The sequence below is a fragment of the Lysobacter sp. TAB13 genome, assembly GCF_052113885.1.
In the GTDB taxonomy this organism is placed as follows: Bacteria; Pseudomonadota; Gammaproteobacteria; order Xanthomonadales; family Xanthomonadaceae; genus Lysobacter; species Lysobacter gummosus.
On record NZ_JBFRDR010000007.1, the window covers coordinates 196205 to 220734 of the forward strand.

General features: G+C 67.5%; 20 protein-coding genes. 12 read left to right on the forward strand and 8 right to left on the reverse strand.

Annotation, left to right across the window (positions count from 1 at the left end; all coding sequences use genetic code 11):
* Positions 1 to 139 precede the first annotated feature (139 nt).
* Positions 140 to 1090 (forward strand): transaldolase, encoded by a 951-nt coding sequence (gene tal, locus AB4Y92_RS11140; RefSeq protein ID WP_441819702.1) that lies wholly within the window; start codon positions 140 to 142, stop codon positions 1088 to 1090.
* Between the two features lie 10 nt (positions 1091 to 1100).
* Positions 1101 to 2390 carry an NAD(P)/FAD-dependent oxidoreductase gene (locus AB4Y92_RS11145; RefSeq protein ID WP_441819703.1) on the forward strand — a complete coding sequence of 430 codons (1290 nt, stop codon included), beginning with the start codon at positions 1101 to 1103 and terminating at the stop codon, positions 2388 to 2390.
* A 78-nt stretch (positions 2391 to 2468) separates the two neighbouring features.
* Here the strand turns inward: AB4Y92_RS11145 and AB4Y92_RS11150 are convergent, their stop codons facing one another.
* The 3 genes from AB4Y92_RS11150 to rpoH form a co-directional block, all read right to left on the reverse strand.
* The gene (locus tag AB4Y92_RS11150) at positions 2469 to 2897 is read right to left on the reverse strand and encodes a hypothetical protein (RefSeq protein ID WP_441819704.1); all 429 of its coding nucleotides are present in this window, start codon (positions 2895 to 2897) and stop codon (positions 2469 to 2471) included.
* Positions 2898 to 3089: 192 nt separating this feature from the next.
* Entirely contained in the window at positions 3090 to 3557 is a 468-nt protein-coding gene (locus AB4Y92_RS11155) for a DUF1203 domain-containing protein (protein ID WP_441819705.1), read from the reverse strand.
* Between the two features lie 236 nt (positions 3558 to 3793).
* Positions 3794 to 4672, reverse strand: a complete 879-nt coding sequence (gene rpoH, locus AB4Y92_RS11160; protein WP_057944828.1) for an RNA polymerase sigma factor RpoH — start codon at positions 4670 to 4672, stop codon at positions 3794 to 3796.
* A 705-nt stretch (positions 4673 to 5377) separates the two neighbouring features.
* Between rpoH and AB4Y92_RS11165 the strand changes: the two genes are divergently transcribed.
* Positions 5378 to 8500, forward strand: a complete 3123-nt coding sequence (locus tag AB4Y92_RS11165; RefSeq protein ID WP_441819706.1) for a TonB-dependent receptor domain-containing protein — start codon at positions 5378 to 5380, stop codon at positions 8498 to 8500.
* Between the two features lie 165 nt (positions 8501 to 8665).
* Positions 8666 to 9118, forward strand: coding sequence for a hypothetical protein (locus tag AB4Y92_RS11170; RefSeq protein WP_441819707.1), 453 nt, complete (start codon positions 8666 to 8668; stop codon positions 9116 to 9118).
* Position 9119: 1 nt separating this feature from the next.
* On the opposite strand, the gene pdxR is transcribed toward AB4Y92_RS11170, so the two are convergent.
* Positions 9120 to 10583: a MocR-like pyridoxine biosynthesis transcription factor PdxR gene (gene pdxR, locus AB4Y92_RS11175; protein WP_441819708.1), complete on the reverse strand. Its 1464-nt coding sequence runs from the start codon at positions 10581 to 10583 to the stop codon at positions 9120 to 9122.
* A gap of 89 nt (positions 10584 to 10672) precedes the next feature.
* Here pdxR and AB4Y92_RS11180 point away from each other — a divergent pair, with 89 nt between their 5' ends.
* The 3 genes from AB4Y92_RS11180 to AB4Y92_RS11190 all read left to right on the forward strand — a co-directional run bounded on the left by AB4Y92_RS11180 (position 10673) and on the right by AB4Y92_RS11190 (position 12792).
* The gene (locus tag AB4Y92_RS11180; protein ID WP_441819709.1) at positions 10673 to 11368 is read left to right on the forward strand and encodes a glutathione binding-like protein; all 696 of its coding nucleotides are present in this window, start codon (positions 10673 to 10675) and stop codon (positions 11366 to 11368) included.
* A gap of 106 nt (positions 11369 to 11474) precedes the next feature.
* On the forward strand, positions 11475 to 12281 hold the full coding sequence (locus tag AB4Y92_RS11185) for an MBL fold metallo-hydrolase (protein WP_441819710.1): 807 nt from the start codon (positions 11475 to 11477) through the stop codon (positions 12279 to 12281).
* A gap of 37 nt (positions 12282 to 12318) precedes the next feature.
* A complete protein-coding gene (locus AB4Y92_RS11190) occupies positions 12319 to 12792 on the forward strand; it encodes a cupin domain-containing protein (RefSeq protein WP_441819711.1) in 474 nt (157 codons plus the stop codon).
* 6 nt (positions 12793 to 12798) lie between these two features.
* Here AB4Y92_RS11190 and AB4Y92_RS11195 read toward each other — a convergent pair whose 3' ends face one another.
* From AB4Y92_RS11195 to AB4Y92_RS11205, 3 genes are all read right to left on the reverse strand, one after another.
* Positions 12799 to 13167: an ArsR/SmtB family transcription factor gene (locus AB4Y92_RS11195; RefSeq protein WP_441819712.1), complete on the reverse strand. Its 369-nt coding sequence runs from the start codon at positions 13165 to 13167 to the stop codon at positions 12799 to 12801.
* On the reverse strand, positions 13157 to 13615 hold the full coding sequence (locus tag AB4Y92_RS11200) for an SRPBCC family protein (protein ID WP_441819713.1): 459 nt from the start codon (positions 13613 to 13615) through the stop codon (positions 13157 to 13159). The genes AB4Y92_RS11195 and AB4Y92_RS11200 overlap by 11 nt, the downstream gene beginning before the upstream one ends.
* A 91-nt stretch (positions 13616 to 13706) precedes the next feature.
* Positions 13707 to 14561: a helix-turn-helix domain-containing protein gene (locus AB4Y92_RS11205; protein ID WP_441819714.1), complete on the reverse strand. Its 855-nt coding sequence runs from the start codon at positions 14559 to 14561 to the stop codon at positions 13707 to 13709.
* A 146-nt stretch (positions 14562 to 14707) separates the two neighbouring features.
* On the opposite strand from AB4Y92_RS11205, the gene AB4Y92_RS11210 reads away from it, so the two are divergent.
* From AB4Y92_RS11210 to AB4Y92_RS11225, 4 genes are all read left to right on the forward strand, one after another.
* The gene (locus AB4Y92_RS11210; protein WP_441819715.1) at positions 14708 to 15700 is read left to right on the forward strand and encodes an alpha/beta fold hydrolase; all 993 of its coding nucleotides are present in this window, start codon (positions 14708 to 14710) and stop codon (positions 15698 to 15700) included.
* 614 nt (positions 15701 to 16314) lie between these two features.
* Positions 16315 to 17013, forward strand: a complete 699-nt coding sequence (locus AB4Y92_RS11215) for a response regulator (protein ID WP_057944841.1) — start codon at positions 16315 to 16317, stop codon at positions 17011 to 17013.
* Positions 17014 to 18375 (forward strand): ATP-binding protein, encoded by a 1362-nt coding sequence (locus tag AB4Y92_RS11220; protein ID WP_441819716.1) that lies wholly within the window; start codon positions 17014 to 17016, stop codon positions 18373 to 18375.
* Between the two features lie 105 nt (positions 18376 to 18480).
* Positions 18481 to 18930 carry a hypothetical protein gene (locus AB4Y92_RS11225; RefSeq protein WP_441819717.1) on the forward strand — a complete coding sequence of 150 codons (450 nt, stop codon included), beginning with the start codon at positions 18481 to 18483 and terminating at the stop codon, positions 18928 to 18930.
* A 36-nt stretch (positions 18931 to 18966) separates the two neighbouring features.
* On the opposite strand, the gene AB4Y92_RS11230 is transcribed toward AB4Y92_RS11225, so the two are convergent.
* Complete coding sequence (locus AB4Y92_RS11230; protein ID WP_441819718.1) at positions 18967 to 19629, reverse strand: TetR/AcrR family transcriptional regulator; 663 nt, start codon at positions 19627 to 19629, stop codon at positions 18967 to 18969.
* An 874-nt stretch (positions 19630 to 20503) separates the two neighbouring features.
* Here AB4Y92_RS11230 and AB4Y92_RS11235 point away from each other — a divergent pair.
* The gene (locus AB4Y92_RS11235; RefSeq protein WP_441819719.1) at positions 20504 to 24526 is read left to right on the forward strand and encodes an amino acid adenylation domain-containing protein; all 4023 of its coding nucleotides are present in this window, start codon (positions 20504 to 20506) and stop codon (positions 24524 to 24526) included.
* The last annotated feature ends 4 nt before the right edge of the window (positions 24527 to 24530 follow it).

The following is a 24530-nucleotide window of genomic DNA, read 5'->3' on the forward strand; positions in this document are numbered from 1 at the left end:
ACTCGGAGCGGCCTTGTCGCGGCCAGCCTAGCGCAACCGCGGGCGCGGCGCGTGGCAGAAGATAGGACGGCTTCATGACGGGCTAACCCCGATGCGGGACAATGGCCGCGAATCCAACGACGACAAGACACTCTCCCCCATGAGCCAACTCGAACAACTGCGCGAACTGTCCGCCGTGGTCGCCGATACCGGCGACATCGAAGCCATCGCCCGCTTCCGCCCGCTGGACGCCACCACCAATCCCTCGCTGCTGCTCAAGGCCGCCGGCCTGCCGGCCTACGCGCCGCTGATCGACGCCGCCATCGCCGGCGCGCAGGGCGCGGATGAAGCCGCCCGCGTCGGCGACGCCGGCCTGCGCCTGGCGGTCGCCATCGGCGGCGAAATCCTCAAGCTGATTCCCGGCCGCGTCTCCACCGAAGTCGATGCGCGCCTGAGTTTCGACACCCAGGCCTCGCTGGCCCAGGCCCATCGCATCGTCGAACTCTACGAACGCGCCGGCATCGGCCGCGAGCGCCTGCTGATCAAGGTCGCCTCGACCTGGGAAGGCATCCGCGCCGCCGAGCAACTCGAGCGCGAAGGCATCCACTGCAATCTCACCCTGCTGTTCTCCTTCGCCCAGGCGGTGGCCTGCGCCGAAGCCGGCGTGTACCTGATCTCGCCCTTCGTCGGCCGCATCCTCGACTGGCATCTGGCCAACGGCATGGCCAAGCCGGCGACGCCGCAGGACGATCCGGGCGTGCAGTCGGTCACCCGCATCTGGCAGTACTACAAGCGCCACGGCTACGGCACCGTGGTCATGGGCGCGAGCTTCCGCAACACCGGGCAGGTGCTGGCGCTGGCCGGTTGCGACCGTTTGACGATCTCGCCGGAACTGCTCGGCGAACTGGAAGCCAACTCCGGCGACGTGCCGCGCGCGCTCAACGACGACGGCCAGCGCGGCAAGCCCGACGCGGCGCTGAGCGAAGCGGCGTTCCGCTGGCAGCACAACGAAGACGCGATGGCCACCGACAAGCTCGCCGACGGCATCCGCCGCTTCGCCGCCGATCAACGCAAGCTGGAAGATCAGCTTGCGCAACGCATGCGCGGCTGAGGACACGGCGATGACCGATTCGCGCAAGCACGTCGTCATCGTAGGCGGCGGGTTCGGCGGTTTGTGGGCGACGCGCGCGCTGGCCTCGGCCGATGTGCGCATCACCCTGATCGACCGCCGCAACCACCATCTGTTCCAACCCCTGCTGTATCAAGTCGCCACCGCCGGATTGTCGGCGCCGGACATCGCCGCGCCCTTGCGCCACATCCTGCGCAATCAGGCCAACGTGGAAGTGCGGCTGGGCGAGGTGACCGGCATCGACGCCGGCGCGCGCAACGTCTCGCTCGCCGATGGCGACGTGGTGGCCTACGACTATCTGCTGCTCGCCAGCGGCGCCACCCATGCCTACTTCGGCCATGACGAATGGGCCGACGACGCGCCGGGCCTGAAAACCCTCGACGACGCGTTGCACATCCGTCGCCGCGTGTTGCTGGCGTTCGAACGCGCCGAAGCGGCCGAGAGCGAAGAAGAGCGTTCGGCGTGGCTGCATTTCGCCGTGGTCGGCGGCGGCCCGACCGGGGTCGAACTGGCCGGCACGCTGGCGGAGATTTCGCGCAAGACCTTGCGCCGCGAATTCCGCCGCATCGACCCGGCGCAGGCGCGCGTGCGCCTGATCGAAGCCGGCCCGCGCGTGCTGTCGAGTTTTCCCGAGTCGCTGTCGGAGAAAGCGCGCGCGCAGTTGCAGCGGCTGGGCGTGGAAGTCTCCACCGGCACGCCGGTGGCTTCGATCGATGGCGAGGGCTACATGCTCGGGGCCGAATTCGTACCCGCGCGCACGGTGCTGTGGGCCGCCGGCGTGGCCGCGTCCAAGCTCGGCGCCCTGCTCGACGCGCCGCGCGATCGCGCCGGCCGCGTGCAGGTCGCGCCCGACCTCAGCGTGCCCGGGCATCCGGAGATTTTCGTCGCCGGCGATCTGGCCGCCATCCAGCAGGCCAACGGCCAACCGGTGCCCGGCGTCGCGCCCGGCGCCAAGCAGATGGGCAGCTACGTCGCGCGCGCGATCCGCGCGCGTCTGGCCGGGCGCACGCTGGAGCCGTTCCGCTATGTCGATTACGGCAATCTGGCGACGATCGGCCGGCGCGCGGCGGTGGTGGATCTGCGCGGGCTGAAGTTCTCCGGCTTCCTGGCCTGGGCGTTCTGGCTGGCCGCGCACGTGTTCTTCCTGATCGGCTTTCGCAACCGCCTGATCGTGATGCTCAACTGGTCGTGGGCGTATTTCACTTATCAACGCCACGCGCGGATCATTTTCGGCGGCGGCGGCAGCGACGGCAGCGGCCAGGGCGCGACGCCCAAGCGGTGATCGGCGACATGCGACCGCCCAGGACGCGACATCGCGCCCTGAGCGGTCGCCGGGCGATGCCCGCTCAGCGCGGCTCGCTCAACTCACGCCGTCCCAGTACAGCGCGGTGGCCTGCGCGTCCTTGGTCGCGCCGGTGTCCAGGTCGGTGATGGTTACCCCGAGCGTGGCCTCGCCGTCGCCGCGGGTTTCGGTCTTGATCGAGATGTAGCAGTAATTGCGGTTGGCGCAGGCGGTCATGACCTGGTTGTTTTCCAGATTGCGCCAGACGAATCCGTAGCGGCCGGCCTGCAGACCGGTCACCTCGAAGTAGGCGGTGCTGGGATTGGTGCCGCGGTTGGGTATCCACACCGATTCGCAATACAGCGGCTGCGGAATGTCCAGATCGTAGGTATCGACGTAGCAGGTCACCACCGCGTTGCTCATGTCGCCGGCGCGCGCTGGCTGACTGTGCGACAGCGCGAACACCGACAGGAAAGCGCCCAGCGCGTACAGTTTGTTCGCTTGCATAAACCCTCCGTTGGTTTGCGATTGCGCGGCCGCCGGTCCGTCGCGGGCGAACGCGCGCGCAACGGTCCGGACGCCGCCCGGTTGAGTACTCCCTTCGCGACGGCGATCGCCGTTGACGGCGGCCGCCGTGGCGCGCTGGGGAGCGATGCTTCGATCGCCCGACCAGTACTCGCAATCGCCCGGCTCAACGGCTCATGCGCGCGCGATCGCGCACAGGAAGCAACCGGTGCGCGCGTTGTGCGCATGCACCGTCGCCACGGCCGGATCGGCCATCACCTCGGCCAGCGCGGCATCGGCCTCGGTGCCGTCCAGCGTGCGCGCCGAAAGCATCCAGCCGTCGCCGTCGTAGGCGCGCAGCGACAGATAGCGGGTGCGCAGCATCGGCGGCAGTTCGTCCTCGAAGTGCGTCGCGCGCGCCGCGGCTTCGCGCACGTAGATCGGGCCGCTGGCGCGGTACGGGCCGTCGGTGTGATGTTCGTAGGTCAGCAGCAGCAGGGTTTCGCCGGGGGCGGCGTTGGCCAGCGAAACCCGGCACGGATAACCGGTCGGGCTGTCGGCGACGACCCGGCGCATGCCGTGCGCGTGCAGGCTGGCGTCGTCGAGCGCGAACAGCGGGGCGAAGGGTTCCGGCGCGAGGCCGTCGATGCGATAGGCGTTCATGGCGACTCCGAATGGAAATTCGCCTGCACGATAGGACCGGACGGGTTGCGGCGATATCCGCGTCTTGCGCTCGATTGGGGAATTTATGCGCGGCCGTGAAGGCGAGCCGGGCATGGGCCGGGAACGCTGGTTCGGCGCGATGGCGCGATCGCCTCGGGCGGATCAATCCGCGCGCAGAAAAACAAACGGCCCGGTTTCCCGGGCCGTCGTGTCGCATCGCGTTGTACGCAGCTTCGTTAGGCCGCGAACAATCCGCGCATCTTCTTCAGCGCGTTCGCCTCGATCTGGCGGATGCGCTCGGCGCTGACGCCGTACTCATCGGCCAGTTCCTGCAGCGTGATCTTGCTGTCGGCATCGAGCCAGCGGCGCTTGATGATGTCGCGCGAACGCGCATCCAGGCCGGCCAGACCTTCGCGCAGCAGGCCGAGCTGGTTGTCTTCCTCGTCCTCGCGCTCGTAGCTCTGCGAGGGGTCTTCCTCGGCGGCGCGCAGGTACGCGGCCGGCGACGGCGGGGCGTGGTCGTCGTCCTCGTCGGCCGGGGCATCGAAACCGATGTCGCGGCCGGACAGGCGCGATTCCATTTCCAGCACTTCGCGCTCGGAAACGTTGAGGTCCTTCGCGACTTGGCTCACTTCCTCGGCGTTCATCCAACCCAGGCGCTTCTTGCTCTTGCGCAGGTTGAAGAACAGCTTGCGCTGCGCCTTGGTCGTGGCGACCTTGACGATGCGCCAGTTCTTGAGGATGAACTCATGCATCTCGGCGCGGATCCAGTGGACCGCGAAGGACACCAGGCGCACGCCCTGTTCCGGGTCGAAGCGCTTGACCGCCTTCATCAGGCCGATGTTGCCTTCCTGGATGAGGTCGCCGATCTGCAGGCCGTAGCCGTTGTAGCCGCGGGCCACGTGGACCACGAAGCGCAGGTGCGAGTGAACGAGTTCACGGGCCGCGTCGAGGTCTTCCCCGTCGCGGAAACGGCGCGCCAGCGCCTGCTCGTCTTCGGCGGTGAGCACCGGAATCTGGTGCACGGCGCCGATGTACGCGTCCAGCGAACCGAGCGCGCTGGGCACAGGCAGGTTGTTGGCGACTAGAGCAGTGGATTGGGCAATAGGGGTCATGGCAGCGATCTTAGCAGTCGGCCTATAGGAGTGCTAAAGCGAAGGGAAGTTCACTGTGTTGCGGCATTAGAACGTCGGAACTGCGAACTCGTGACGGCGGGTGGGGTCTTCGCGCGTTGGCGCCGCGGGAACCGGATGCTTCAACGATGTGCATCCTGCTGCGCCCGGATGAATTTAAAATTATTCCGCGAAAACAATGAGTTAATGCAGCGATGACGGAGCAGCCGGGTCACGGCCCGCTTCCGTCCGAGTGGCTTTGAACGCGGATTCGCGCCGCATCCGGCCGCCGGTTTCATCGCAAGCCCATCTGAGACCACCTCTCGTGGGCCAAAGTTCCAGCCGAAACCGGGGCTCCGTTCAGGTGGCACGGCCGGCTGGGACAATGTGCCGCCCGTCGAGGCCGCGAGCGATCGCCTGAGCAAGCCGCGGCGGGCGGGTCCGAACGAATGCTCGGCAACGCATCTGCGCACCTTCCGCATACCTGGACACGACTTGCGAATCGGTCGGCCCGATCCGTGCAAATCGCTGGCCCGAAGCCATCAAAACCGCTTATGCCGTCCGGGCGTTCTCGCAGAATCAGTAAGATAGAGAAGCCCATCACAAAATTTTAATGTTTCCCGGCACGCCGACCGGTTGCGACTCGGGCCCGGACTGCGCGTAGTGGACGGGCCGGCCGCCTCGGGCCGGCGTACGACGGGGAACGACATGACCACCACTTCCAACGGGAGGGCGCTGCGGCGCCGTCCCTTACTCATCGCTATCGCCTTCGCCATGGCGGCGCCGGGCTTCGCGGTCGCAGGGCCTCAGGACGCGCAGACGTCCACGGCTCCCGCCGCCGTGCCGGCCGAACGCGCCGCCACCGAACTGGAAGGCATCCAGGTCACCGCCTCGCGCATTCCGCGCACCGGCTTCGATTCGCTGGAACCGGCCACGGTGATCAACGGCGACGCCGTGCGCGAGCGCGGCGTGACCAACATCGCCGACGCGCTCAACCAGACCGTCGGCTTCGGCGTCGGCCAGACGCCCGAAGGCGGCCAGGGCAGCTTCGCCGGCGGCGTCAACTTCGTGAACCGGTTCGGCCTGGGCAGCAACCGCACGCTGACCCTGATCAACGGCCGCCGCGTGGTGACCTCGCGCGCGCTGACCAACTTCGGCTTCTCCGCCGGCGCCCAGGTCGATCTCAACGCGATCCCGGTGCAGATGATCGACCGCGTCGAGAACGTCGCCATCGGCGGCGCGCCGACCTACGGCTCCGACGCCATCGCCGGCGTGGTCAACGTCATCCTCAAGGACCGTTTCCAGGGCGCCGAAGTCAATTTCAACTACGGCATCAGCGATCAGAGCGACAACCAGACCCTGGGCTACAACTTCGTCGCCGGTTCGGACTTCGCCGACGGCCGCGGCAACGTGATCGTCAGCGGCTCCTACGACGAATCCGAAGGCCTGGTGCGTTCGGACCGCACCGATTTCGCCCGCGCCTACGCCTTCCCGGCCAATCCCAACGCCACGCAGATGGCGACCAACCAGCCCGGCCGCACGCCCGGCAACGACGGCCGCGTCAATCCGAACATTCCCTTCGACACCGGCCCGGAAGACGGCATCCCCGGCACCGTGCTGATCCGCAACGCGCGCACCTTCACCAACACCTTCGGCGGCCTGCTGCTGCCGGCCAGCGGCGCGATCACCTCTCCCGGCGGCGCCTTGGTCGGCTTCGGCCCGAACAAGCGCACCTATCTGCAGTTCGCGCCGAACGGCGACATCGTCCCCTTTGACCCGGGCATCAACTTCGGCACCAGCACCGCCTCGGGCGGACAAGGGCTCAACACCGCCGACATCACCGCGCTGTTGACCAGCCTGCAGCGGCAGTCGGTCAACGTGATCGCGCACTACGACGTCGCCGACAACGTGCGCCTGTTCGTCGAGGGCATGCATTACCACTCCGAGGCCGATCCGCCGGTGGACATCGCCAGCACCGGCAACACCACCGCCGGCACCCGCCTCAACAGCGCGCTGCTGGTGAAGTCCGATCATCCGCTGCTCAATGCGCAGGCGCGGCAGCAGTTGGCGGCGTTGAACATTCCGACCTTCCGCCTCGCCCGCACCTCGGCCGACCTCGGGCTGACGCCGGATCACGTGGAAAGCGACATCGACCGCATCGTGGTCGGCGCCCGCGGCGATTTCGATCTGTGGACGCGCCAGTTCGACTGGGAAGTGTCGGCCAACTACGGCCGCATGCAGGCCAGCACCTCGTCGGTGTCGTTGAACCAGCAGAACTTCATCAACGCGATCAACGTGCGCAACGTCGGCGGCAAGCTGGTGTGCGATCCCAGCGCGCGCAATGCAGTTTATTTGGCCTCGGCCGGCGCCAACTCCGAGCCGATCGCCGATCCCAACTGCGTGCCGCTGGATCTGTTCGGCCAGGGCCGCCCGTCCAAGGAAGCGATCAACTACGTCACCGGCCGCGCCGTCACCGATTTCGAACAGAAGCAGAAGGTGTTCAGCGCTTTCATGCACGGCAACATCGTCGATCTTTGGAGCGGCCCGCTCAACGTCGCGGTGGGCTACGAGCACCGGGTCGAGGAAGGCGGCTTCACCCCGAACGATTTCACCCGCCGCGGGCTTGGCCGCTCGGTGGCGATTCCGGCGCTCAACGGCAAGTTCCACACCAACGAGTACTACGCCGAAGCGCTGCTGCCGCTGGTGTCGGAGGACGCGGACATTCCCGGCCTGCACCGCCTGGACATCACCGGCAAGTTCCGCCGCGTCGATAACAGCGTCAACGGCGGCTTCAACGCCTACACCTACGGTCTGCAGTGGGAGCCGATTCCCGGCCTGCTGGTGCGCGGCAACAAGACCCGCTCGCTGCGCGCGCCGGTGATCACCGAGTTGTTCCTGCCGCAGGTGGAGCTGTTCCAGAGCACTTCCGATCCCTGCGATCGCCGCAACGTCACCGGCGGCCCGGCGCCGGCGGTGCGCGCGCGCAACTGCGCGGCGTTCTACCAGCAGTACGGCCTGAACCCGGTGGACTTCCAGCAGAACGCGTCCACCGCGCGCGGCGCGCGCCAGGGCGAGCCGAACCTGGACAACGAATCGGCCGATTCGTGGACCGCCGGCGTGGTCTGGCAGCCCGACTTCATTCGCGGCCTGCGCATGGCGGTGGACTACAACGAGGTCAAGCTCAAGGACCAGATCTTCGCCCAGAGCATTAACGACGTGCTGTCGGCCTGCTACGACAATCCCGACTTCAACGCCGGCAACGTCAACACCGCCAACTACTACTGCCAGCAGGTCCAGCGCCGCGCCGACGGCCAGTTCGACATCATCGGCGTGCGTTATCGCAACGGCGACTTCATCCACTTCCAGGGCATCACCGGCGAGTTGACCTATCGCTGGGACGCCGGCGATTGGGGCCAGTTCGACTTCAGCGCCAATGCGCTGATCGTCAAGCGCTTCGAAAGCTCGACCACCGGCGTGTCGGTGGACGACGATCGCGGCGAGATCGGCATGTCCGAGCGGCAGTTCCAGTTCGGCGTGGATTACCAGAAGGGTCCGGTCGGCTTGAACCTGCAGGGCCGTTATCTGAGTCCGTCGGTGTTCGACAACGAGAACACCGTGGAGAGCTCCGACATCCTGCGCGCCCCGGCCTACTGGCTGTTCAGCGCCGGCGCCAACTATCGCTTCGGCGATAACGTGGTGCTGCGCTTCAACGTGCAGAACCTGTTGGACAAGGACCCGCCGCTGGGCACCACGCCGGGCGAGCTGGGTATCGGCGTTTACGACATTCTGGGGCGGCGTTATAACTTCAGTGTGACGTATCGGTTCAACTGAGGCCCGCCCTCACCCCAACCCCTCTCCCGCAAGCGGGAGAGGGGCTCAGAGCACAACCTAGACGACAGAGTTCCCTCTCCCGCGTGCGGGAGAGGGCTAGGGTGAGGGCACGCCAGCAACGCACGCCACTGCTAAGCTCCGACCTGCCCCCTCATCCCCGCCCCCATGATCCAACGCCAACTCCAGCAAGACCGCAGCGGCTGCGGACTGGCCTGCGTGGCGATGCTGGCCGGCATCGGCTATGCGCAGGCGCGGACCCTGGCGCGCGGGCTCGGCATCGGCCCCAGGCCGTATCGCTATCGCACCGGCGCCGGCCTGCACACCGCGCGCGAGGGCTACCTCACCGACGCCTCGCAACTGCGGCGCATGCTCAAGCTGCTCGGCGTGGCCAGCGGCGCGCAACGCGAGGTCTCGGGCTGGGACGAATGCGACGGCGACGGCATCGCCGCGATCAACTACGACCCGGTCAATCGCAGCTGGCATTGGGTGGTGCGCCTGCACGACGACACCGGCGCCTGCGTACTCGACCCGAACGCGCGCGTGCGCCGCGAACGCCGCACCGACTTCGGCCGGATGAAACCGGTGCGTTTCATTCCGGTGCGGATCGCGTCGCGCTGACTCAGCGCGCGTCCAATTCCGCCAGCGACGCCGCGTAACGGCGCAACGCCATGCGGATTTCGTCCGCGTCGATCACGCCGTAACCGAAGGTGATCGCCGGGCGCTCGGGCGCGCTCATCGCGTATTCGGCGATCGACTGCGCGCCGGGCGCGTAGCGCGGCAGGCGCGACAGGATCGCCGGCGCCAGCCCGGGATCGCGGATGCGCGCGGCCAGATGCAGGCCGGCTTCGGACGGAATCGGCTCCAGCCACGGCGCCAGCGGGCCGCGCAAGCCTTCCAGCAAGGCGTCGCGGCGTTCCTCGTAGATCGCGCGCATGCGCCGCACGTGCCGGGCCAGATGGCCGTCGCGGATGAACGCCGCCAGCACCGACTGGGTGATGGTGTCGCAATGCGAATCGGCGCAGTGCTTGACCGTGATCAGCGCGTCGCGCGACCACGCCGGGGCGACGATGAAGCCCTTGCGCAACGATGGAAACAGACTCTTGGAGAACGTGCCGACGTAGAACACCAGCGCATCGCGATCCAGCGTCTGCAGCGCATCCAGCGGACGGCCGCCGAAACGGAATTCGCCGTCGTAGTCGTCCTCGATCACGATCGCGTTGCGCTGGCGGGCGAAATCCAGCAGCGCGCGGCGGCGGCGCATCGACAGCGCCACGCCGGTCGGCGACTGATGCGACGGCGTCACGCTGATCACCCGCACGTCTTCGGGCAATTGCTCCACGCACAGGCCTTCTTCATCGACCGGCATCGGCACCAGCCGCGCGCCGGCGGCGGCGAAGGCGGCGCGCACCGGCGGGTAGCCCGGTTCCTCGACCGCGACCCGGGTCTGGCCCGGCGTCACCAGCAGGCGCGCCAGCAGATCGAAGGCCTGCTGCGCGCCGGAGGTGACGATCACATCGTCGGCCACGCACGCCACCGCGCGCGCGAACGCGACGTGCTGGGCGATGGCGTCGCGCAATTCGGCAATGCCTTCCGACGGCGAATAACTGAAACGCGTCTTCGACCACGTGCGCAGGGTTTGCGCCGACAGCCGGCGCCAGATGTCGTGGGGGAAATGGCGGTGATCGGGAATGCCGAGGCGGAAGCAGCGCTCGGGCAGTTGCCGCGGCGCGTCCGGGCGCAGGAACGGCGTGCGCCACAACGGATTCAGGCGCGGGTCTTCCAGGCCGGCGTCCAGGCGCTGCGGGCCGCGGCGGTCGCGGCGCGCGGCGACGTCGGCGACCACGGCCTTGGCGCCCGGGCGCGGGGTCACGTAGCCCTCGGCGATCAACAGGTCATAGGCGCTGACCACGGTGTTGCGGGCAATGCCCAGGGCGCTGGCGACCTGACGCGTGGCCGGCAGCGCCGAGCCGGCGACCAGGCGGCCGTCGAGGATCGCCGAGCGCAGCTGCTGGTGCAGTTCCTGGGTCAGGTTGCCGTGGCCGCGGTCGGGCAGGGCCAGCGGGAACTGGAAAACTGGTTCCATCGAATCTCTCTGCTCTGGCCCAATCAGGGCGCCAGGGTACTCCTAAGCTGTGCTCATGGAAGCGGCCCGGTGCCGCACGGAGCAGACTCATGATCGACCTGTATTTCGCCGCCACCCCCAACGGCCTGAAGCTCAAGCTGTACCTGGCCGAGAGCGGGCTGGAGCACCGCGTGATCCCGGTGCGGCTGTCGGCCGGCGAGCAATTCCAGCCGCAATTCCTGGCGATTTCGCCCAACAACAAGATCCCGGCGATCGTGGACCACGCGCCCGCCGACGGCGGTGCGCCGCTGAGCGTGTTCGAGTCCGGCGCGATCTTGCTCTATCTCGCCCGCAAGACCGGCCAGCTGTGGCCGCGCGAAGAACGCGCGCAACTGGAATCGACGCAATGGCTGTTCTGGCAGATGGCCGGCCTGGGCCCGATGGCCGGGCAGGCCGGGCATTTCCGCGCGCACGCGCCCGAGCCGGTGCCGTATGCGATCGAGCGTTACACCCGCGAGGTCAAGCGACTGTTCGGCGTGCTCGACCGGCAGTTGCAGGGCCGCGACTTCATCGCCGGCGACGCGTATTCCATCGCCGATATCGCCTGCTATCCGTGGATCGTGCCGCATGCCGGGCTGGGCCAGAACCTGGCCGACACGCCGGATCTGCAGCGCTGGTTCGAGAGCATCCGCGCGCGGCCGGCGACGCAGCTCGCGTACGAAGGCATCGATGATCCGTATGCGAAGACGGCGAATTTCACCGAGGAAGAACGGCGGGTGTTGTTCGGCGCGAACGCCAAATCCTGAAGCGCTGTCGCCCAGCGCTGATCGAAAAGCGTCGGGCCTGAAGGCCCTCGCACAAAAATCTCAGAAGCGCTCCTCGCGCGCGCAGCCAACCTCCACGAGGCCCGCCATGCCCTACCCCATCTGCGAAACCTGCGGCACCCAGTTCTCCGAATCGTCCGCGCCGCCGGCGCAATGCCCGATCTGCGAAGACGAGCGCCAATACGTCGGCTGGAACGGCCAGCGCTGGACTACCCACGAATCGCTGGCGCAGCGCTACACGCTGAAATTCGAAGACGACGCCGGCGTGCTCGGCATCGGCCTGAGCCCGGACTTCGCCATCAACCAGCGCATGGTCTATCTGCAGACCGGTGCCGGCAACATCCTGTGGGAGAGCCTGGCCCTGGTCACCGACGACGCCGTGGCCGCGCTGCGGGCGCGCGGCGGAGTGGACCTGATCGCCATTTCGCATCCGCACTTCTACGCCTCGATGGTCGAATGGAGCCAGGCGCTGGGCGGCGTGCCGATCTACGTGCATCAAGCCGATCGCGAATGGGTGCAGCGTCCCTCTCCGCTGATCCGTTATTGGAGCGGCGACGAACTCACGCTGTCCGACGACGTCAGCCTGATCCGTTGCGGCGGCCATTTCACCGGCAGCACCGCGCTGCACTGGCGCCGCGGCGGCGAGCGCGGCGATGCGCTGTTCCCGGGCGATGCGCTGCAGGTGGTGTCCGACCGCCGCCACGTGACCTTCATGTACAGCTATCCCAACTACATCCCGATGAAGCCCGCCGACGTGCGCGCGATGCGCGAACGCGTGGCGCGCTACGGGTTCGAGGACGTGTACGGCTACACCTGGGGCCGCAACATCATCGGCGGCGGCCGCGACGCGGTCGATGCCTCGTTCGACCGCTACTTCAAGGCGATCGCGGACTGAACGACCGCGCCGCCCTCCCTCTAAAGGAACCGCGACCATGCAAAGCATTCCGGACGCCATGCACGCCTATCTGCCCGCGCGCATCAGCGCCAGCGCCGATCTGCCGTGGATTCCTTCCTCCACGCCGGGCAAATACGCCAAGCCGCTGCGTTTCTTCGCCGACGACCGCGGCTTCGTCGAACTGTTGCGCATGGAGCCGGGCGTGACCATGCCGCTGCATCGCCACACCGGCGAGATCCATGCCTACAACCTCAGCGGCACCCGCCAGCTGTGCACGGGCGAGCTGATCGGCCCGGGCGACTACGTGTTCGAACCGCCGGGCAACGTGGACTGGTGGAAGATCGTCGGCGCCGAACCGATGATCGCGCTGGTGATCGTGATGGGCGCGGTCGAATTCCTCGGCCCCGGCGACACCGTGCGGCTGCGCGCGTCGGCGCAGACCCAGCGCGCGGAGTACGAGCGCTATTGCCGCGACCATCGCCGCCCGATCCTGGACCTCACCGACCGCTGAGCCGCTTCAGTCTTCGACGAAGGCCTGCAAGCGCAGCAAGGCCTGATCCCAATGCTGGGCGATGCGATCGAGCGATTGGCGCGCCTGATCGAGCTGGGTGGGCTCGAATTCCCACAGGCGCTCGCGCCCGCTTTTCAGATCGCGCACCAGGCCGGCCTCGGCCAAGACCTGCAGATGCTTGGTCACCGCCTGGCGGCTGATCTGGGTGCCGGCGGTCAGCTGCGCGATCGACAGCGCGCCGCCCGCGCACAAGGCCACCACTAGACGCAAGCGGGTTTCGTCGCCGAGCGCGCCGAACACCCGCGCCGATTTTCGCAGCGCGGGTGCCTTGAGCGGCGCGGGCGCCGGTCTGGACGGCTCGCTCTTATTCGACATAGCGCTGGATGTTCCCGACCTGCTCGTCCCAGCCGCCGGAATTCATCCGGAACGCTTCTTCGCGCCGCGCCGCCGGAACCTTGTCGAATCCCGACTCGATCACCCGCAGCAAGGTGCCGCCCTCGGCCTCTTCCAGGATGAACTCGACCAGGGTCGGCGGTTCCTTCGAATAATCCTGGTTCGGGTCCACCGCATACGGATGCCAGTGGAAGGACAGCAGGCGCTGCGGCTCCAGTTTCTGGACCTCCACCTGCATCAGCACATGCTCGTAGCCCGGATAAGTAATGTAGCCCTGGGTGACTTGGCCGGGCACGAAGCGCTGGCCCTGCAGCTTCACTCCGAACCATTGCCCGAAGGACTCGGCGTCGGCCAATGCGTTCCAGACCTTGGCGCGCGGCGCCTTGAGCAGAATCTCGCGTTCGATACGATCGTTGCTGGATGCGTTCATGATAGGCAACCTCCTGGGTGCATTTCATCCTGGCACGGATGAAATGCAACCGTCAAGTTGCCTGTTATCGAAGGCTGATATCGAAGCGGCCTCAGCCGCGCGTCAGCAGTTCCCGGCACAGCTTCGTGGTCGCCTCGTCCATCGGGAAACAGCACTCCACATGCAGCTCGGCCAGGGTAATGTCGCGCGGCGTGCCGAAGGTGGTGATGGTGGAGAAGAAACGCAGCTCGTGTTCGCCACGGCGCAGGATGGTGGTCAGCAGCGGCGACGGCGCCGAATCGAACTGCCGGCGGCGCCAGTGCGCCGGCACGCCGGGATAGGCCAGCGCTTCGGCGAGCAGATCGCGCGCGACCGTATCCGACGGCGCCGCCGCCACGGCGTTGTGCAGATGGCGGATCAGATCGCCGGCGACTTCTTCCCAGTTGGCCACCGCCGGGCGCAGATCGTCGGGATCGAAGATCTGCCGGATCATGTTGCTGTGCACACTCGGCCGCCCGTCCATGACGAACTGGCCGACCCGCGCGGCCGCTTCGTTGGCCATCACCACGTCCCAATGCCGGTTGAGCACGAAGGCCGGGTACGGCTCCTGCTGCTTGAGGATGAATTCGATCGCGCGGCGGATCTGCGCCAGTTCCGGCGTCGCCAACGCGGTCTCGGGATACTTCGGCGCGAAGCCGCCGGCGACCAGCATCGCGTTGCGCTCGCGCAGCGGCATGTCCAGCGCGTCGGCCAATCGTTCGACCATCTCGCGACTGGCCTGGGCCTTGCCGGTTTCCAGGCAACTCAGGTGGCGCGCGGAAATGCCCGCGTCCAGGGCCAGATCGAGCTGGCTCAGGCGGCGCGCGCCGCGCCATTCGCGCAGCAGCGCGCCGACGCCGGGGGCGCGAGAAGGCCGGGACGAGGACGCGCTCGACGCGGTGGCTTGTACGAAGTGAGAGGCAGGCATGGCGCGCATCATAGAATCCGCGCGCAGCCGAAACCATGACCTGCCAGGTCATGAAGATTTCACCTGTCGCGTCATTGAGCGCATGACCGGATCGGCGAATCATCGCCTCCCATCGAAACGCCCCGCGGGGCACCGGGAGACAAGTCATGAATCGCAGAAGCTTCATTCAACTGGGCCTGGGCGCAATGAGCGCGATGAGCGCGGGCGTGCTCGCCGGTTGCGCCGGCGGCGCGATCGCCGCGGCCACGGGCGGCAGCGCGAACGGCGCCTGGGACGCGGCGGCGTTCCACGCCGCGCGGCGCTACCTGCCGACGTCGTACGGCCAGATCGCCTACGTCGAACGCGGCCGCGGCCCGGTCGCCTTGTTGCTGCACGGCTTTCCGCTCAACGGCTTCCAGTGGCGCGGGGTGATGGCCGAACTGGCCGCGCATCGGCGCTGCATCGCTCCGGACTGGCTGGGCCTGGGCTACACCCGCGTCGCCGAAGGTCAGAGCGTCACGCCTGCGGATCAGGTCGGCATGTTGATCGCCTTCCTCGACAAGCTCGGCATCGACGAAGTGGACGTGATCGCCAACGACAGCGGCGGCCAGGTCGCGCAACTGCTGGTCGCCGCGCACCCGCGGCGCGTGCGCAGCATGCTGCTGAGCAATTGCGACACCGAAATCGACAGCCCGCCGGCGGCGGTGGTGCCGGTGATCGAAGCCGCGCGCCGCGGCCGATTCGCTCTGGACACGTTCCCGCCGCAACTGGCCGACCACGCCTTCTCGCGTTCGGACAAGGGCATCGGCGTGCTGTGCTTCACCTATCCGCAGCATCCCAGCGACGAAGCCATCGACACCTATTTCCGGCCGCTGGTGGAATCGCCCGAACGCGTGCGCCTGACCGATGCCTACGCGATGGGGCTCGACCCCAATCCGCTGGCGGGGCTGGAAGCCACGCTCAAGCAGCGCACCCAGCCGGTGCGGATCTTGTGGGGCACCGGCGACACCATCTTCGCTGCGGCCAGCCCGGACTATCTGGACCGGCTGTTTCCGAACTCGCGCGGGGTGCGCCGGATCGAAGGCGCCAAGCTGTTCTTCCCGGAAGAGTTTCCGCATGAACTCGCACAGGAAGCGCTGAAGCTGTGGGCTTCGATGTAAAACGCGGCAACGCCCGAGCCGTCGTGCAAGGCGACGATCGGGCCCTGCGCGAGCGGCGATGAGCCACGCATCATCGCCGCTGCGCAAATCGCGATTGCGCCGACGCTGTCGCTACAACGCCGGCATGACAAGTGTCAGCCGCCGCGCGCGCATCGCCGTGTAGAAATGTTTGCCGCCGCGCGTTCGCCGCCGCCGCATCGCCGCGCATGCGCTGTCCGCATTCGCGCTTGTTTTCGCGCCGATCCGGCGCAATCTCCCAGTCGCTGCGCTAATGTGCACGCTCGTCGCCGCGACCGCCGCGCATGGTCGCGGCGGCGCGCGCGTCCACGTTCGCGTCGTCCTGGGGCCGATGCATTCGCGCGCGACTGCAACCATCGCGCCCCTGCGAGTATCACTGACAACGTTTCGCTTTCGCCCCGCATCTCATGCCCCGTCTGCCTGAGTTCCGCCGCGTTCTCAGGACCTGCCCGCTCCGGGTTTCCCCCACTATCGGACCCGCATGTTCACACACGCCTCGCCGCCTGACGCTAGCCTCAACGCCAGATGTGTTTATTTGTATCCCCCTAACGGGTCGCACCAGCCGGCGCTACCATGCCGGCTCGCATGAGGTGGCCATGAATAAAGTCCTGCTGATAGAGGACGACGCCCGTCTGGCCGGGCTGATCTCCGAATACCTGCAACGCTACGACTTTCAGACCTCGGTGGTGCTGCGCGGCGATCAGGCGCTGGCGGCGATCGAGGACGATCCGCCGGATGTGATCGTGCTCGACCTGATGCTGCCCGGCATGGACGGCTTCGACGTGTGCCGCCAGATCCGCAAGCAATCGAGTCTGCCGATCGTGATGCTCACCGCGCGCGCGGATCTGTTCGATCAGGTCACCGGGCTGGAAGTCGGCGCCGACGACTACGTCCTCAAGCCGGTGGAACCGCGCCTGCTGCTGGCGCGCCTGCGCGCCATCCTGCGCCGCAGCCAAGCTCAGCCGCAGGCCGCGGGCCCGTCGATGCTCAGCTATGGCGGTCTGCAGATCGACCTGACCGCGCGTCAGGTGCGCTGGAAGGGCGAAGAGGTCGATCTGAAAACCGCCGACTACAATCTGTTCGTGATCCTGGCCCAGGCCGCCGGCCGCGTGCTCAGTCGCGACGAATTGCTGCGGCGCTGGCGCGGCATCGGTTTCGACGGCGTGGACCGCACGGTCGATGTCAGCATCTCGCGGCTGCGCCGGCATTTCGCCGACGACGCCCACGAGCCGCGCAAGATCAAGACCGTATGGGGGCGTGGCTACCTGTTCAGCCCGATCGCCTGGGAGGACTGAATGCTTTCGATGCTGGTACGGCTGTACCTGACCGTCGCCGGGCTGCTGCTGTGCTCGATCCTGGTGGTGCAGCAGGTGTTTCCGTACCTGTTTCCGGATCAGTATTCCGAATCGGCCCAGCATGAGTTCGTCGGCGAACTGGCCCTGCTGCGCGACCGCCTCGACGGCGCCAGCGGCCGCGATCTGGCGCTGCGCCTAGCCGTGCTAAATCGACAAACGCCCGAGCGCTACAGCCTGATGCCGGCGCCGCAGGTGGCCGCGCTGCCGCAGCGCGTGCGCGACGACCTGCTCCTCGGCGGCACCGCCAGCGATCACGGCAGCAGCGAGCATCACCACATCTATCTGCGCCTGGCCGGCGGCGAGGTCGTGCAGATCGGCTACAACGAAAACGATTTTCCGATCCGCTACATCGCCTACCTCACCGTGTTCGCGATGGTGCTGCTGGGCCTGATGATGTGGCTGCAGCCGCACTGGCGCGATCTGGAGCGCCTGCGCGAAACCGCGGCGCAGTTCGGCGACGGCGACCTGGGCGCGCGTGCGCGTCTGCGCGGCGGCTCCTCGATCCGCCAGCTGTGCGCCTACTTCAACAACATGGCCGATCAGATCGGCCGGCTGATCCAGTCGCAGCGCGACATGGTCAACGCCGCTTCGCATGAGCTGCGCACGCCGATCACGCGCTTGGAATTCGGCTTGGCGAATCTGGCCGACACTTTGGACGATCGGGTGGCGCGGGCGCGGGTGCATGCGCTGCGCTGCGATGTCGAGGAACTGGATCTTTTGGTCGGCGAACTGCTGACCCTGGGCATGCTGGAACGCAACGGCCCGGAGCCCACATTGGAACCGGTGCAGCTGTCCGCGTTCCTGCGCGCCTCCACCGGCGTGTCGGCCGAGGAGCTGCGGATTCGTTCGACCACGATCGAATGGGCGATCTCGCCGGCGCTGGACGAGGTCAACGTCGAGCCGCGCAGCCTGCGCCGCGCCTTCTCCAACCTGATGCGCAACGCCGTGCGCTACGCCGACAACACCATCCGCGTCGCCGCCGAACTCGACGGCGAGGACTGGCTGCTGATCGTCGAGGACGACGGCGTCGGCATTCCGCCCGAAGACCGGCGCCGGGTGTTCGAACCCTTCTATCGCCTCGACCGCAGCCGCGACCGCTCCACCGGCGGCTTCGGCCTGGGCCTGAGCATCGTGCGCCAGGTGATCGAGCGCCACGGCGGCGCCATTCACGTGGAAAACTCAGCGCTGGGCGGGGCCAGACTGGTCGCGCGTCTGCCCCGCCAGCCGGGGCTGTGGCCGGGCCGGCGCCGGGCCGGCGACGATGATCTGGACGAACTGGATCATTCTTTCCACATCCAGTGACCCTTTTTTCTATCAGACTACGTTAACTGGTTTGCAGAGCCCCGAGTTGTAGGCGCCTGCACCCCACGGACTCACGCGGTAACCGGCTCCTAGGAAGGAACCATCATGCATACGGATATGAACCCCCTGCTCGACGATGTCGAGTCGCAGGTCCTGGACCTGGCCAATCAGGCGATCGGCCACCAGGTCAACGGCGAACCCCGCCAGGCCGCGCAACATTGGGCGCGGGCGATCGCGCTGGCCGATACCGGCATGGACGAAGACGAAATCCGCTACTGGCTGCGCAGCGGCCTGGCCGAAGCGCTGTACCAGCTCGGCGACGACGATGCCTGCATCGCCGCCGCGCGCGAAGCGCGGGCCTGGTGCCTGCAGCAACAGACCCCGCTGGCGTCGCTGCTGCTGGGCCAGTCGCTGTTTCGCCGCGGCCACGCCGAGGCGGCGCTGGAAGCGCTGCGCGAGGCGCAGTCGATGATCGGCTCGCGTTTCTTCGAAGCCATCGACAGCGAGCATCGCGACGGCATCGCCCAACTGATGGCGCAGACGCGCGCGGCGTGAGCGTGGCGGCCGCGCGCGTGGCGGCGGCCGCCACGCTCAGAACCGCGACCACCATTGCACCGAGCGCTCGAAGTAGCCGATCAGCGTCTGCGCCAGGCGGTGCCTGACCTGGACCGGATCGTCCTGCGGCTCGCCGCAGACGATCACCCGGTCCACCGCGCTGTGCAGGGCGGTGAAGAAAATCAGCGCGGTCATGCGCGGATCCGGCGCGGCCCACACGCGCGCGGCGATGCCGCCTTCGAGCAGTTCCACCAGTTGATCGACCACGGGGTTTTCCTGCCACGCGTGGCGGTCGTGGGTGCGCAGGTCGTGAAACACCACATCGTGCAAAGCGACGTTGTCGAGATACCCATCGACGCCGGTGCGCACCCAGGCGCGCAAGCGGCCGCTCCAGTCGCCTTCGCGGCAGGCGTCCATGGCCTGCGCCGCGCGCTGGCAGAAGTCGCGCACGAAGCGCTCCTGCAAGGCCAGCAGCACGTGCTCGCGCGAGGCATAGCTGGCGCGCAGCGCGCGCGGCTCCAGCCCGGCCGCGGCGGCGATATCGGCCAGGCCCACGCGCTCCAGGCCGCGCTCGACGAACAGGCGCGCGGCGGCGTCCAGCGCCGCGGCGCGCACGGCGGCCTCGCCCGTCGCGGCGGCCGCGGTGGGCAGCGGGAATGCGGATTCCGGTCCCGCGACCGGCAACAGGAAGGCCGTCATCGGACCTCTCCAAATGAGAACCGTTCTCATCATAGCCGATCCCGGGCGGCCGTGCCGGCGCCCGGCCGGATTCGTATCGACCTCGCCGTTTTGCCCGCGCTTGCAATCGATATTTCCGCTGCGGCGATTTTTTCCGCAAGCGCCAAATACTCACGCAAGTTCACCGGCGTATGCGACGCGCATCGATATTGATCTGAGACGAATCCATTTTGCGAAGTTAAAAACTGCGCGCGCGCAGCGGAAACAAATCCGAAATCATCACAACTCGCGCGTGAATTCCAACCAGCTTGCACCAACCTGTCGAAAACAGCCGATTTCCCGGGGAAAACCCATTGTCAGACAAATCCGCGCGCGACTTATTCCATTCATAAAGGGCTGCATTAAAAGGTTCACATATCCGTCTTGTGATCCGTCTCTCAACGCTCGCGCCGTAAATACTCGACTTGTGATCCGGCTCTCATCCGCCTTGATAGACATGACTTGAGCGCTCGGGGATATTGATTCCGAAGGCCGAACACGCCATTTGGCGCGATCGGGTTTTCGTACACCACGGCTTGCGCGAGCGATCAGCGCTCCATCTGGCGCGTTCGTCCAGGCCGATTTCATGCACTCCCCCGCCGTACCCCAGCAACACACATAAGAATTCAGGCCCGCCGTCCGCGCGCAAGCGCCGGATGCACACGGAAGAGGCCATGCCCAGGTGCGCAGCACCGCGGCCATGCTTGTACTTAGTTCGCAACACACACGGAGAGGGGGCCACTCGTAAGAACGAGTTGGCCGCAGGCTCGCGCGCGTCGAACACCACGCGCCGACGGACGTTGCGTCCGTCGGCCGTTGGCGGCGCGCGCCCCGGCGGCCGCTCAAAGGAAGCGCCATGAACGACGTCCATCCCCCCGGCCTGCCCCTGACCACCGCACAGCGCGGTCTGTGGGTCGGCCAGAAGCTCGCCTCGGTCGAAGCCACACTGAATATCGCCGAAGCGGTTGAAATTCATGGACCGATCGATCCGACGCTGTTCCAACGCGCGCTGCGCCAGTTCGCGCAGGAAGCCGAAGCCACGCGCGCATGCATCGTCGAACACGGCGGACTGCCGTATCAGATCGTGCGCGAGCACTACCCGTTCGAATTCCCCTACATCGACTTCAGCGGCGAAGCCGATCCGCGCGCGGCCGCCGACGCCTGGATGCAGGCCGAACTCAACCGGCCGGTCGATCTGGTCCACGATCCGCTGTGGGTCGGCGCGATCTTCAAATACGCCGACGATCTGTACTGCTGGTACCAGCGCGCGCACCACACCGTCTACGACGGCTTCAGCGGCGGCATGGCCGCCAAGCGTCTGAACGAGCTCTACAGCGGCTACATCGAAGACCGCGAGCCCGAGCCGGCCGACTTCGGCACGGTGGCCTCGCTGGTGGAGATGGAAACCAGCTACCGCGAATCCGATCGCTATCGCCGCGATCGCGAGTACTGGCTGGAACAACTGTCCGACCTGCCCGAAGCGGTCACCCTGGCGCGTCGCCGCGTGCGCAACGGCGGCGGCCTGCGCCGCGCCAGCGGTCATGTGCCGGAGGCTTCGCGCGAACGCCTGGCGCAGATCGCGCGCGATTGCGGCGTGAGCCTGCCGCAGGTGCTGATCGGCCTGATCGCCGCGTATTACCACCGCGCCAGCGGCGCGCACGATCTGGTGTTCGGCATGCCGGTCACCGGCCGCGTCAATCACGCCATGCGCAACACCCCGGGCATGGTCGCCAACGTGGTCGCGATCCGCCTGAAGTTCGAGCCGGACATGCACATGTCGGACTTGTTCGCGCAGGTCTCGCGCGTGGTCAAGTCGGCGCTGCGCCATCAGCAGTACCGCTACGAAGACCTGCGCCGCGACCTGGGCCTGGTCAATCCCGACCAGCACATGGCCTGGCTCGGCATCAACATCGAGCCCTACGACTACGGCAGCTTCGGCGGCCACCGCGCCAGCGGCAAGAACCTGCACAACGGCAGCGCGGAAGACTTGATGGTGTTCGTGTTCGACCGCCTCGACGGCAACGGCCTGATCATCGATTTCGACGCCAACCCCACCTTGTATCCGGCCGCGCATCTGGACGAACACCGGCGCCGGCTGATGCGCCTGATCGATTCGGTGCTGGCCGATCCGTCGACCACGCTCGGCGCGATCGACGTGCTCGGCGACGACGAGCGCCAGCAGGTGCTCAGCCACTGGAACGACACCGCCGCGCCGCTGCCGCAGACCACCGCGCTGGAGCAGTTCCAGCAGCAGGCCGCGCGCACGCCCGATGCGATCGCGGTCGTGGCCGGCGAAACCCGCCTGAGCTATCGCGAACTCGACGAATCCAGCACCCGCCTGGCCCAGCGCCTGATCGCCGGCGGCGTGCGTCCCGACGACATCGTCGCCATCGCCCTGCCGCGCGACGAAGTGCTGATGGCGGCGCTGCTGGCGGTGTGGAAGGCCGGCGCGGCGTATCTGCCGCTGGACCCGGAAGCGCCGATGGAGCGCATCGCCCTGACCCTGGACGATGCCGCCCCACGCGCGCTGCTGACCACGCCGAACTTCGCCGACGCCTTCAGCGGCCGCGACCTGCCGGTGCTGTTCGCGCACGAACAGGACGAGCACTACGACAGCGACACCGCCGCGCCGCTGCCGCTCGCGCGCAGCGAGGCCAACGCGTATCTGATCTACACCTCCGGCTCTACCGGCGTGCCCAAGGGCGTGGAGCTCACCCAGCGCAATCTGTGGAACTTCCTGCGGGCGATGCAGCAGCAGCTGCGGCCCGCGGCGGATCAGCGCTATCTGGCCCAGACCACGATCTCCTTCGACATCGCCGGCCTGGAGCTGTTCCTGCCGCTGACCGTCGGCGCGAGCGTGGTGATGGTCACTAGCGAGGTGACGCGCAATCCGCTGGCGCTGGCGCGGGTGATCCGCGAGCAGCGCATCGACGTGATGCAGGCCACGCCGTCGTTGTGGCGCATCCTGCTGACCGGTTCGGACATCCGCCTGGACGAGGTGCACGCGCTGGTCGGCGGCGAAGCGCTGCCGGTGGAACTGGCGCAGCGCCTGACCCAGATGGCGGCCAAGGTCACCAATCTGTACGGGCCGACCGAAACCACGGTGTGGTCCACTGCGATGGAACTCACCGCGCACGACGTGGAAGCCGGCGCCGGCATGGCGCCGCCGATCGGCCGGCCGATCCTCAACACCCAGGTCTACGTGCTGGACGCGGCGCGCAATCCCATGCCGGTCGGCAGCATCGGCGAGTTGTACATCGCCGGCGAAGGCGTGGCGCGCGGCTATCGCAACCGGCCCGAGCTCAACGCCGAGCGCTTCCTGCCCGATCCCTTCAACGCCGCGCCCGGCGCGCGCATGTACCGCACCGGCGATCTGGCGCGCTGGCGCGAGGACGGGGTGATCGAATACCTCGGCCGCGTCGATCAGCAGGTCAAGATCCGCGGCCATCGCGTCGAGCTGGGCGATATCGAAACCCATCTGCGCGCCCTGGACGCGATCGCCGAGGCCGCGGTCGCGCTGCATCGCGATCCGGTCGGCCACCTCATGTTGGCCGCCTACGTGGTGCCGGCCGCCTCCGCGCAGATCGACAGCGAATCGGTGCGGCGCGTGCTGTCCTCGCGCCTGCCCGACTACATGGTGCCGTCGGTGTACGTGGAACTGGACGCGCTGCCGCTTACCCCCAGCGGCAAGCTCGACCGCAAGGCGCTGGTGCCGCCGGCGCGCAACCGGCAATCGACCTACGTGGCGCCGCGCAGCGAGATCGAACGCAAGCTGGTGGCGCTGTGGCAGCAGATCTTCGGCATCGAACAGATCGGCATCCACGACAATTTCTTCGAACTCGGCGGCGATTCGCTGAGCGCGGCGGAACTGATCGCCACCTTCCCCAAGCACTTCAATTCCGAACTGTCGCTGGGCGCGTTGTTCGAAGGCTCGACCATCGCCAGTCTGGCCGCGTACCTGGAACGCAGCGGCGGCGAGAACGATCCGCTCGGCGCGGTGCTGTCGCTGCGCCCGACCGATGAAGAGCGCCCGCTGTTCTGCATCCATCCGGTCACCGGTTTCAGCTGGGCCTACGCGACGATGCTGCGCCACCTGGATCAGCTGCCTGTGTACGCCTTGCAGTCGCGCGGTCTGCGCGGCGGCGGCGCGCTGCCGGGCAGCATCGAGGAGATCGCCGCGGACTACATCGCGCAGATGCGCAAGATCCAGCCGCACGGGCCGTACCGCCTGCTCGGCTGGTCGCTCGGCGGCCTGATCGGCCACGCCATCGCTGCGCAGTTGCAGCAGACCGGCGAGCGGGTGGAACTGCTGGCGATGATGGACTCGTATCCCTTCGTCGCCGAACCGGTCGAATCCAGCGAAGCCCAGCAGGCGCTGGCGGTGTTGAAGTTCCTCGGCTTCCATCATCGCGCCAAGGACAACCCGCCGCAGGACATGCGCAGCCTGGCCGATCTGCTGTGCCAGGAGTACGAGGTGTTCGCGATCCCGCTGGTGCAGGAGATCATGAAGGCCGACGCCAAGCTGATCGAGAACGTCGCCGCGGTCACCCGCAACAATCTGATGCTGGCGCGGCGGTACCGGCCGACCCCGATCGACGCCGACGTGGTGTTCTTCAACGCACGGCTGAAGGATCACGTCGACCTCGACGGCCTGCTGCACTACCACGCCCACGCCTGGCAGCCCTTCGTCGGCGGCAAGATCGAAGTGCACGACGTGGATTGCCATCACCAGACCATGCTCGAGCCGCGCTCGGCCGCGCACATCGCGCGGGTGTTGCGCGAACGCCTGCAGGCGCCGCACGCGGAGCCGCAACGCCGCGAAACCCCGCTGCCGGCCCAGGCCGGCGCCGCGCCGCTCGCGATCGCCGCTTATTCGTAAGGAG

What these genes read in the sequence shown, in the direction of transcription:
- AB4Y92_RS11215 (WP_057944841.1), top strand. Translation starts at nt 16,315, where the DNA reads ATGAATAAAGTCCTGCTGATAGAGGACGACGCCCGTCTGGCCGGGCTG.
- AB4Y92_RS11210 (WP_441819715.1), top strand. Translation starts at nt 14,708, where the DNA reads ATGAATCGCAGAAGCTTCATTCAACTGGGCCTGGGCGCAATGAGCGCG.
- AB4Y92_RS11180 (WP_441819709.1), top strand. Translation starts at nt 10,673, where the DNA reads ATGATCGACCTGTATTTCGCCGCCACCCCCAACGGCCTGAAGCTCAAG.
- tal (WP_441819702.1), top strand. Translation starts at nt 140, where the DNA reads ATGAGCCAACTCGAACAACTGCGCGAACTGTCCGCCGTGGTCGCCGAT.
- AB4Y92_RS11225 (WP_441819717.1), top strand. Translation starts at nt 18,481, where the DNA reads ATGCATACGGATATGAACCCCCTGCTCGACGATGTCGAGTCGCAGGTC.
- AB4Y92_RS11205 (WP_441819714.1), bottom strand. Translation starts at nt 14,561, where the DNA reads ATGCCTGCCTCTCACTTCGTACAAGCCACCGCGTCGAGCGCGTCCTCG.
- AB4Y92_RS11165 (WP_441819706.1), top strand. Translation starts at nt 5,378, where the DNA reads ATGACCACCACTTCCAACGGGAGGGCGCTGCGGCGCCGTCCCTTACTC.
- AB4Y92_RS11190 (WP_441819711.1), top strand. Translation starts at nt 12,319, where the DNA reads ATGCAAAGCATTCCGGACGCCATGCACGCCTATCTGCCCGCGCGCATC.
- AB4Y92_RS11170 (WP_441819707.1), top strand. Translation starts at nt 8,666, where the DNA reads ATGATCCAACGCCAACTCCAGCAAGACCGCAGCGGCTGCGGACTGGCC.
- AB4Y92_RS11155 (WP_441819705.1), bottom strand. Translation starts at nt 3,557, where the DNA reads ATGAACGCCTATCGCATCGACGGCCTCGCGCCGGAACCCTTCGCCCCG.
- rpoH (WP_057944828.1), bottom strand. Translation starts at nt 4,672, where the DNA reads ATGACCCCTATTGCCCAATCCACTGCTCTAGTCGCCAACAACCTGCCT.
- AB4Y92_RS11185 (WP_441819710.1), top strand. Translation starts at nt 11,475, where the DNA reads ATGCCCTACCCCATCTGCGAAACCTGCGGCACCCAGTTCTCCGAATCG.
- AB4Y92_RS11145 (WP_441819703.1), top strand. Translation starts at nt 1,101, where the DNA reads ATGACCGATTCGCGCAAGCACGTCGTCATCGTAGGCGGCGGGTTCGGC.
- AB4Y92_RS11230 (WP_441819718.1), bottom strand. Translation starts at nt 19,629, where the DNA reads ATGACGGCCTTCCTGTTGCCGGTCGCGGGACCGGAATCCGCATTCCCG.
- AB4Y92_RS11235 (WP_441819719.1), top strand. Translation starts at nt 20,504, where the DNA reads ATGAACGACGTCCATCCCCCCGGCCTGCCCCTGACCACCGCACAGCGC.
- AB4Y92_RS11195 (WP_441819712.1), bottom strand. Translation starts at nt 13,167, where the DNA reads ATGTCGAATAAGAGCGAGCCGTCCAGACCGGCGCCCGCGCCGCTCAAG.
- pdxR (WP_441819708.1), bottom strand. Translation starts at nt 10,583, where the DNA reads ATGGAACCAGTTTTCCAGTTCCCGCTGGCCCTGCCCGACCGCGGCCAC.
- AB4Y92_RS11150 (WP_441819704.1), bottom strand. Translation starts at nt 2,897, where the DNA reads ATGCAAGCGAACAAACTGTACGCGCTGGGCGCTTTCCTGTCGGTGTTC.
- AB4Y92_RS11200 (WP_441819713.1), bottom strand. Translation starts at nt 13,615, where the DNA reads ATGAACGCATCCAGCAACGATCGTATCGAACGCGAGATTCTGCTCAAG.
- AB4Y92_RS11220 (WP_441819716.1), top strand. Translation starts at nt 17,014, where the DNA reads ATGCTTTCGATGCTGGTACGGCTGTACCTGACCGTCGCCGGGCTGCTG.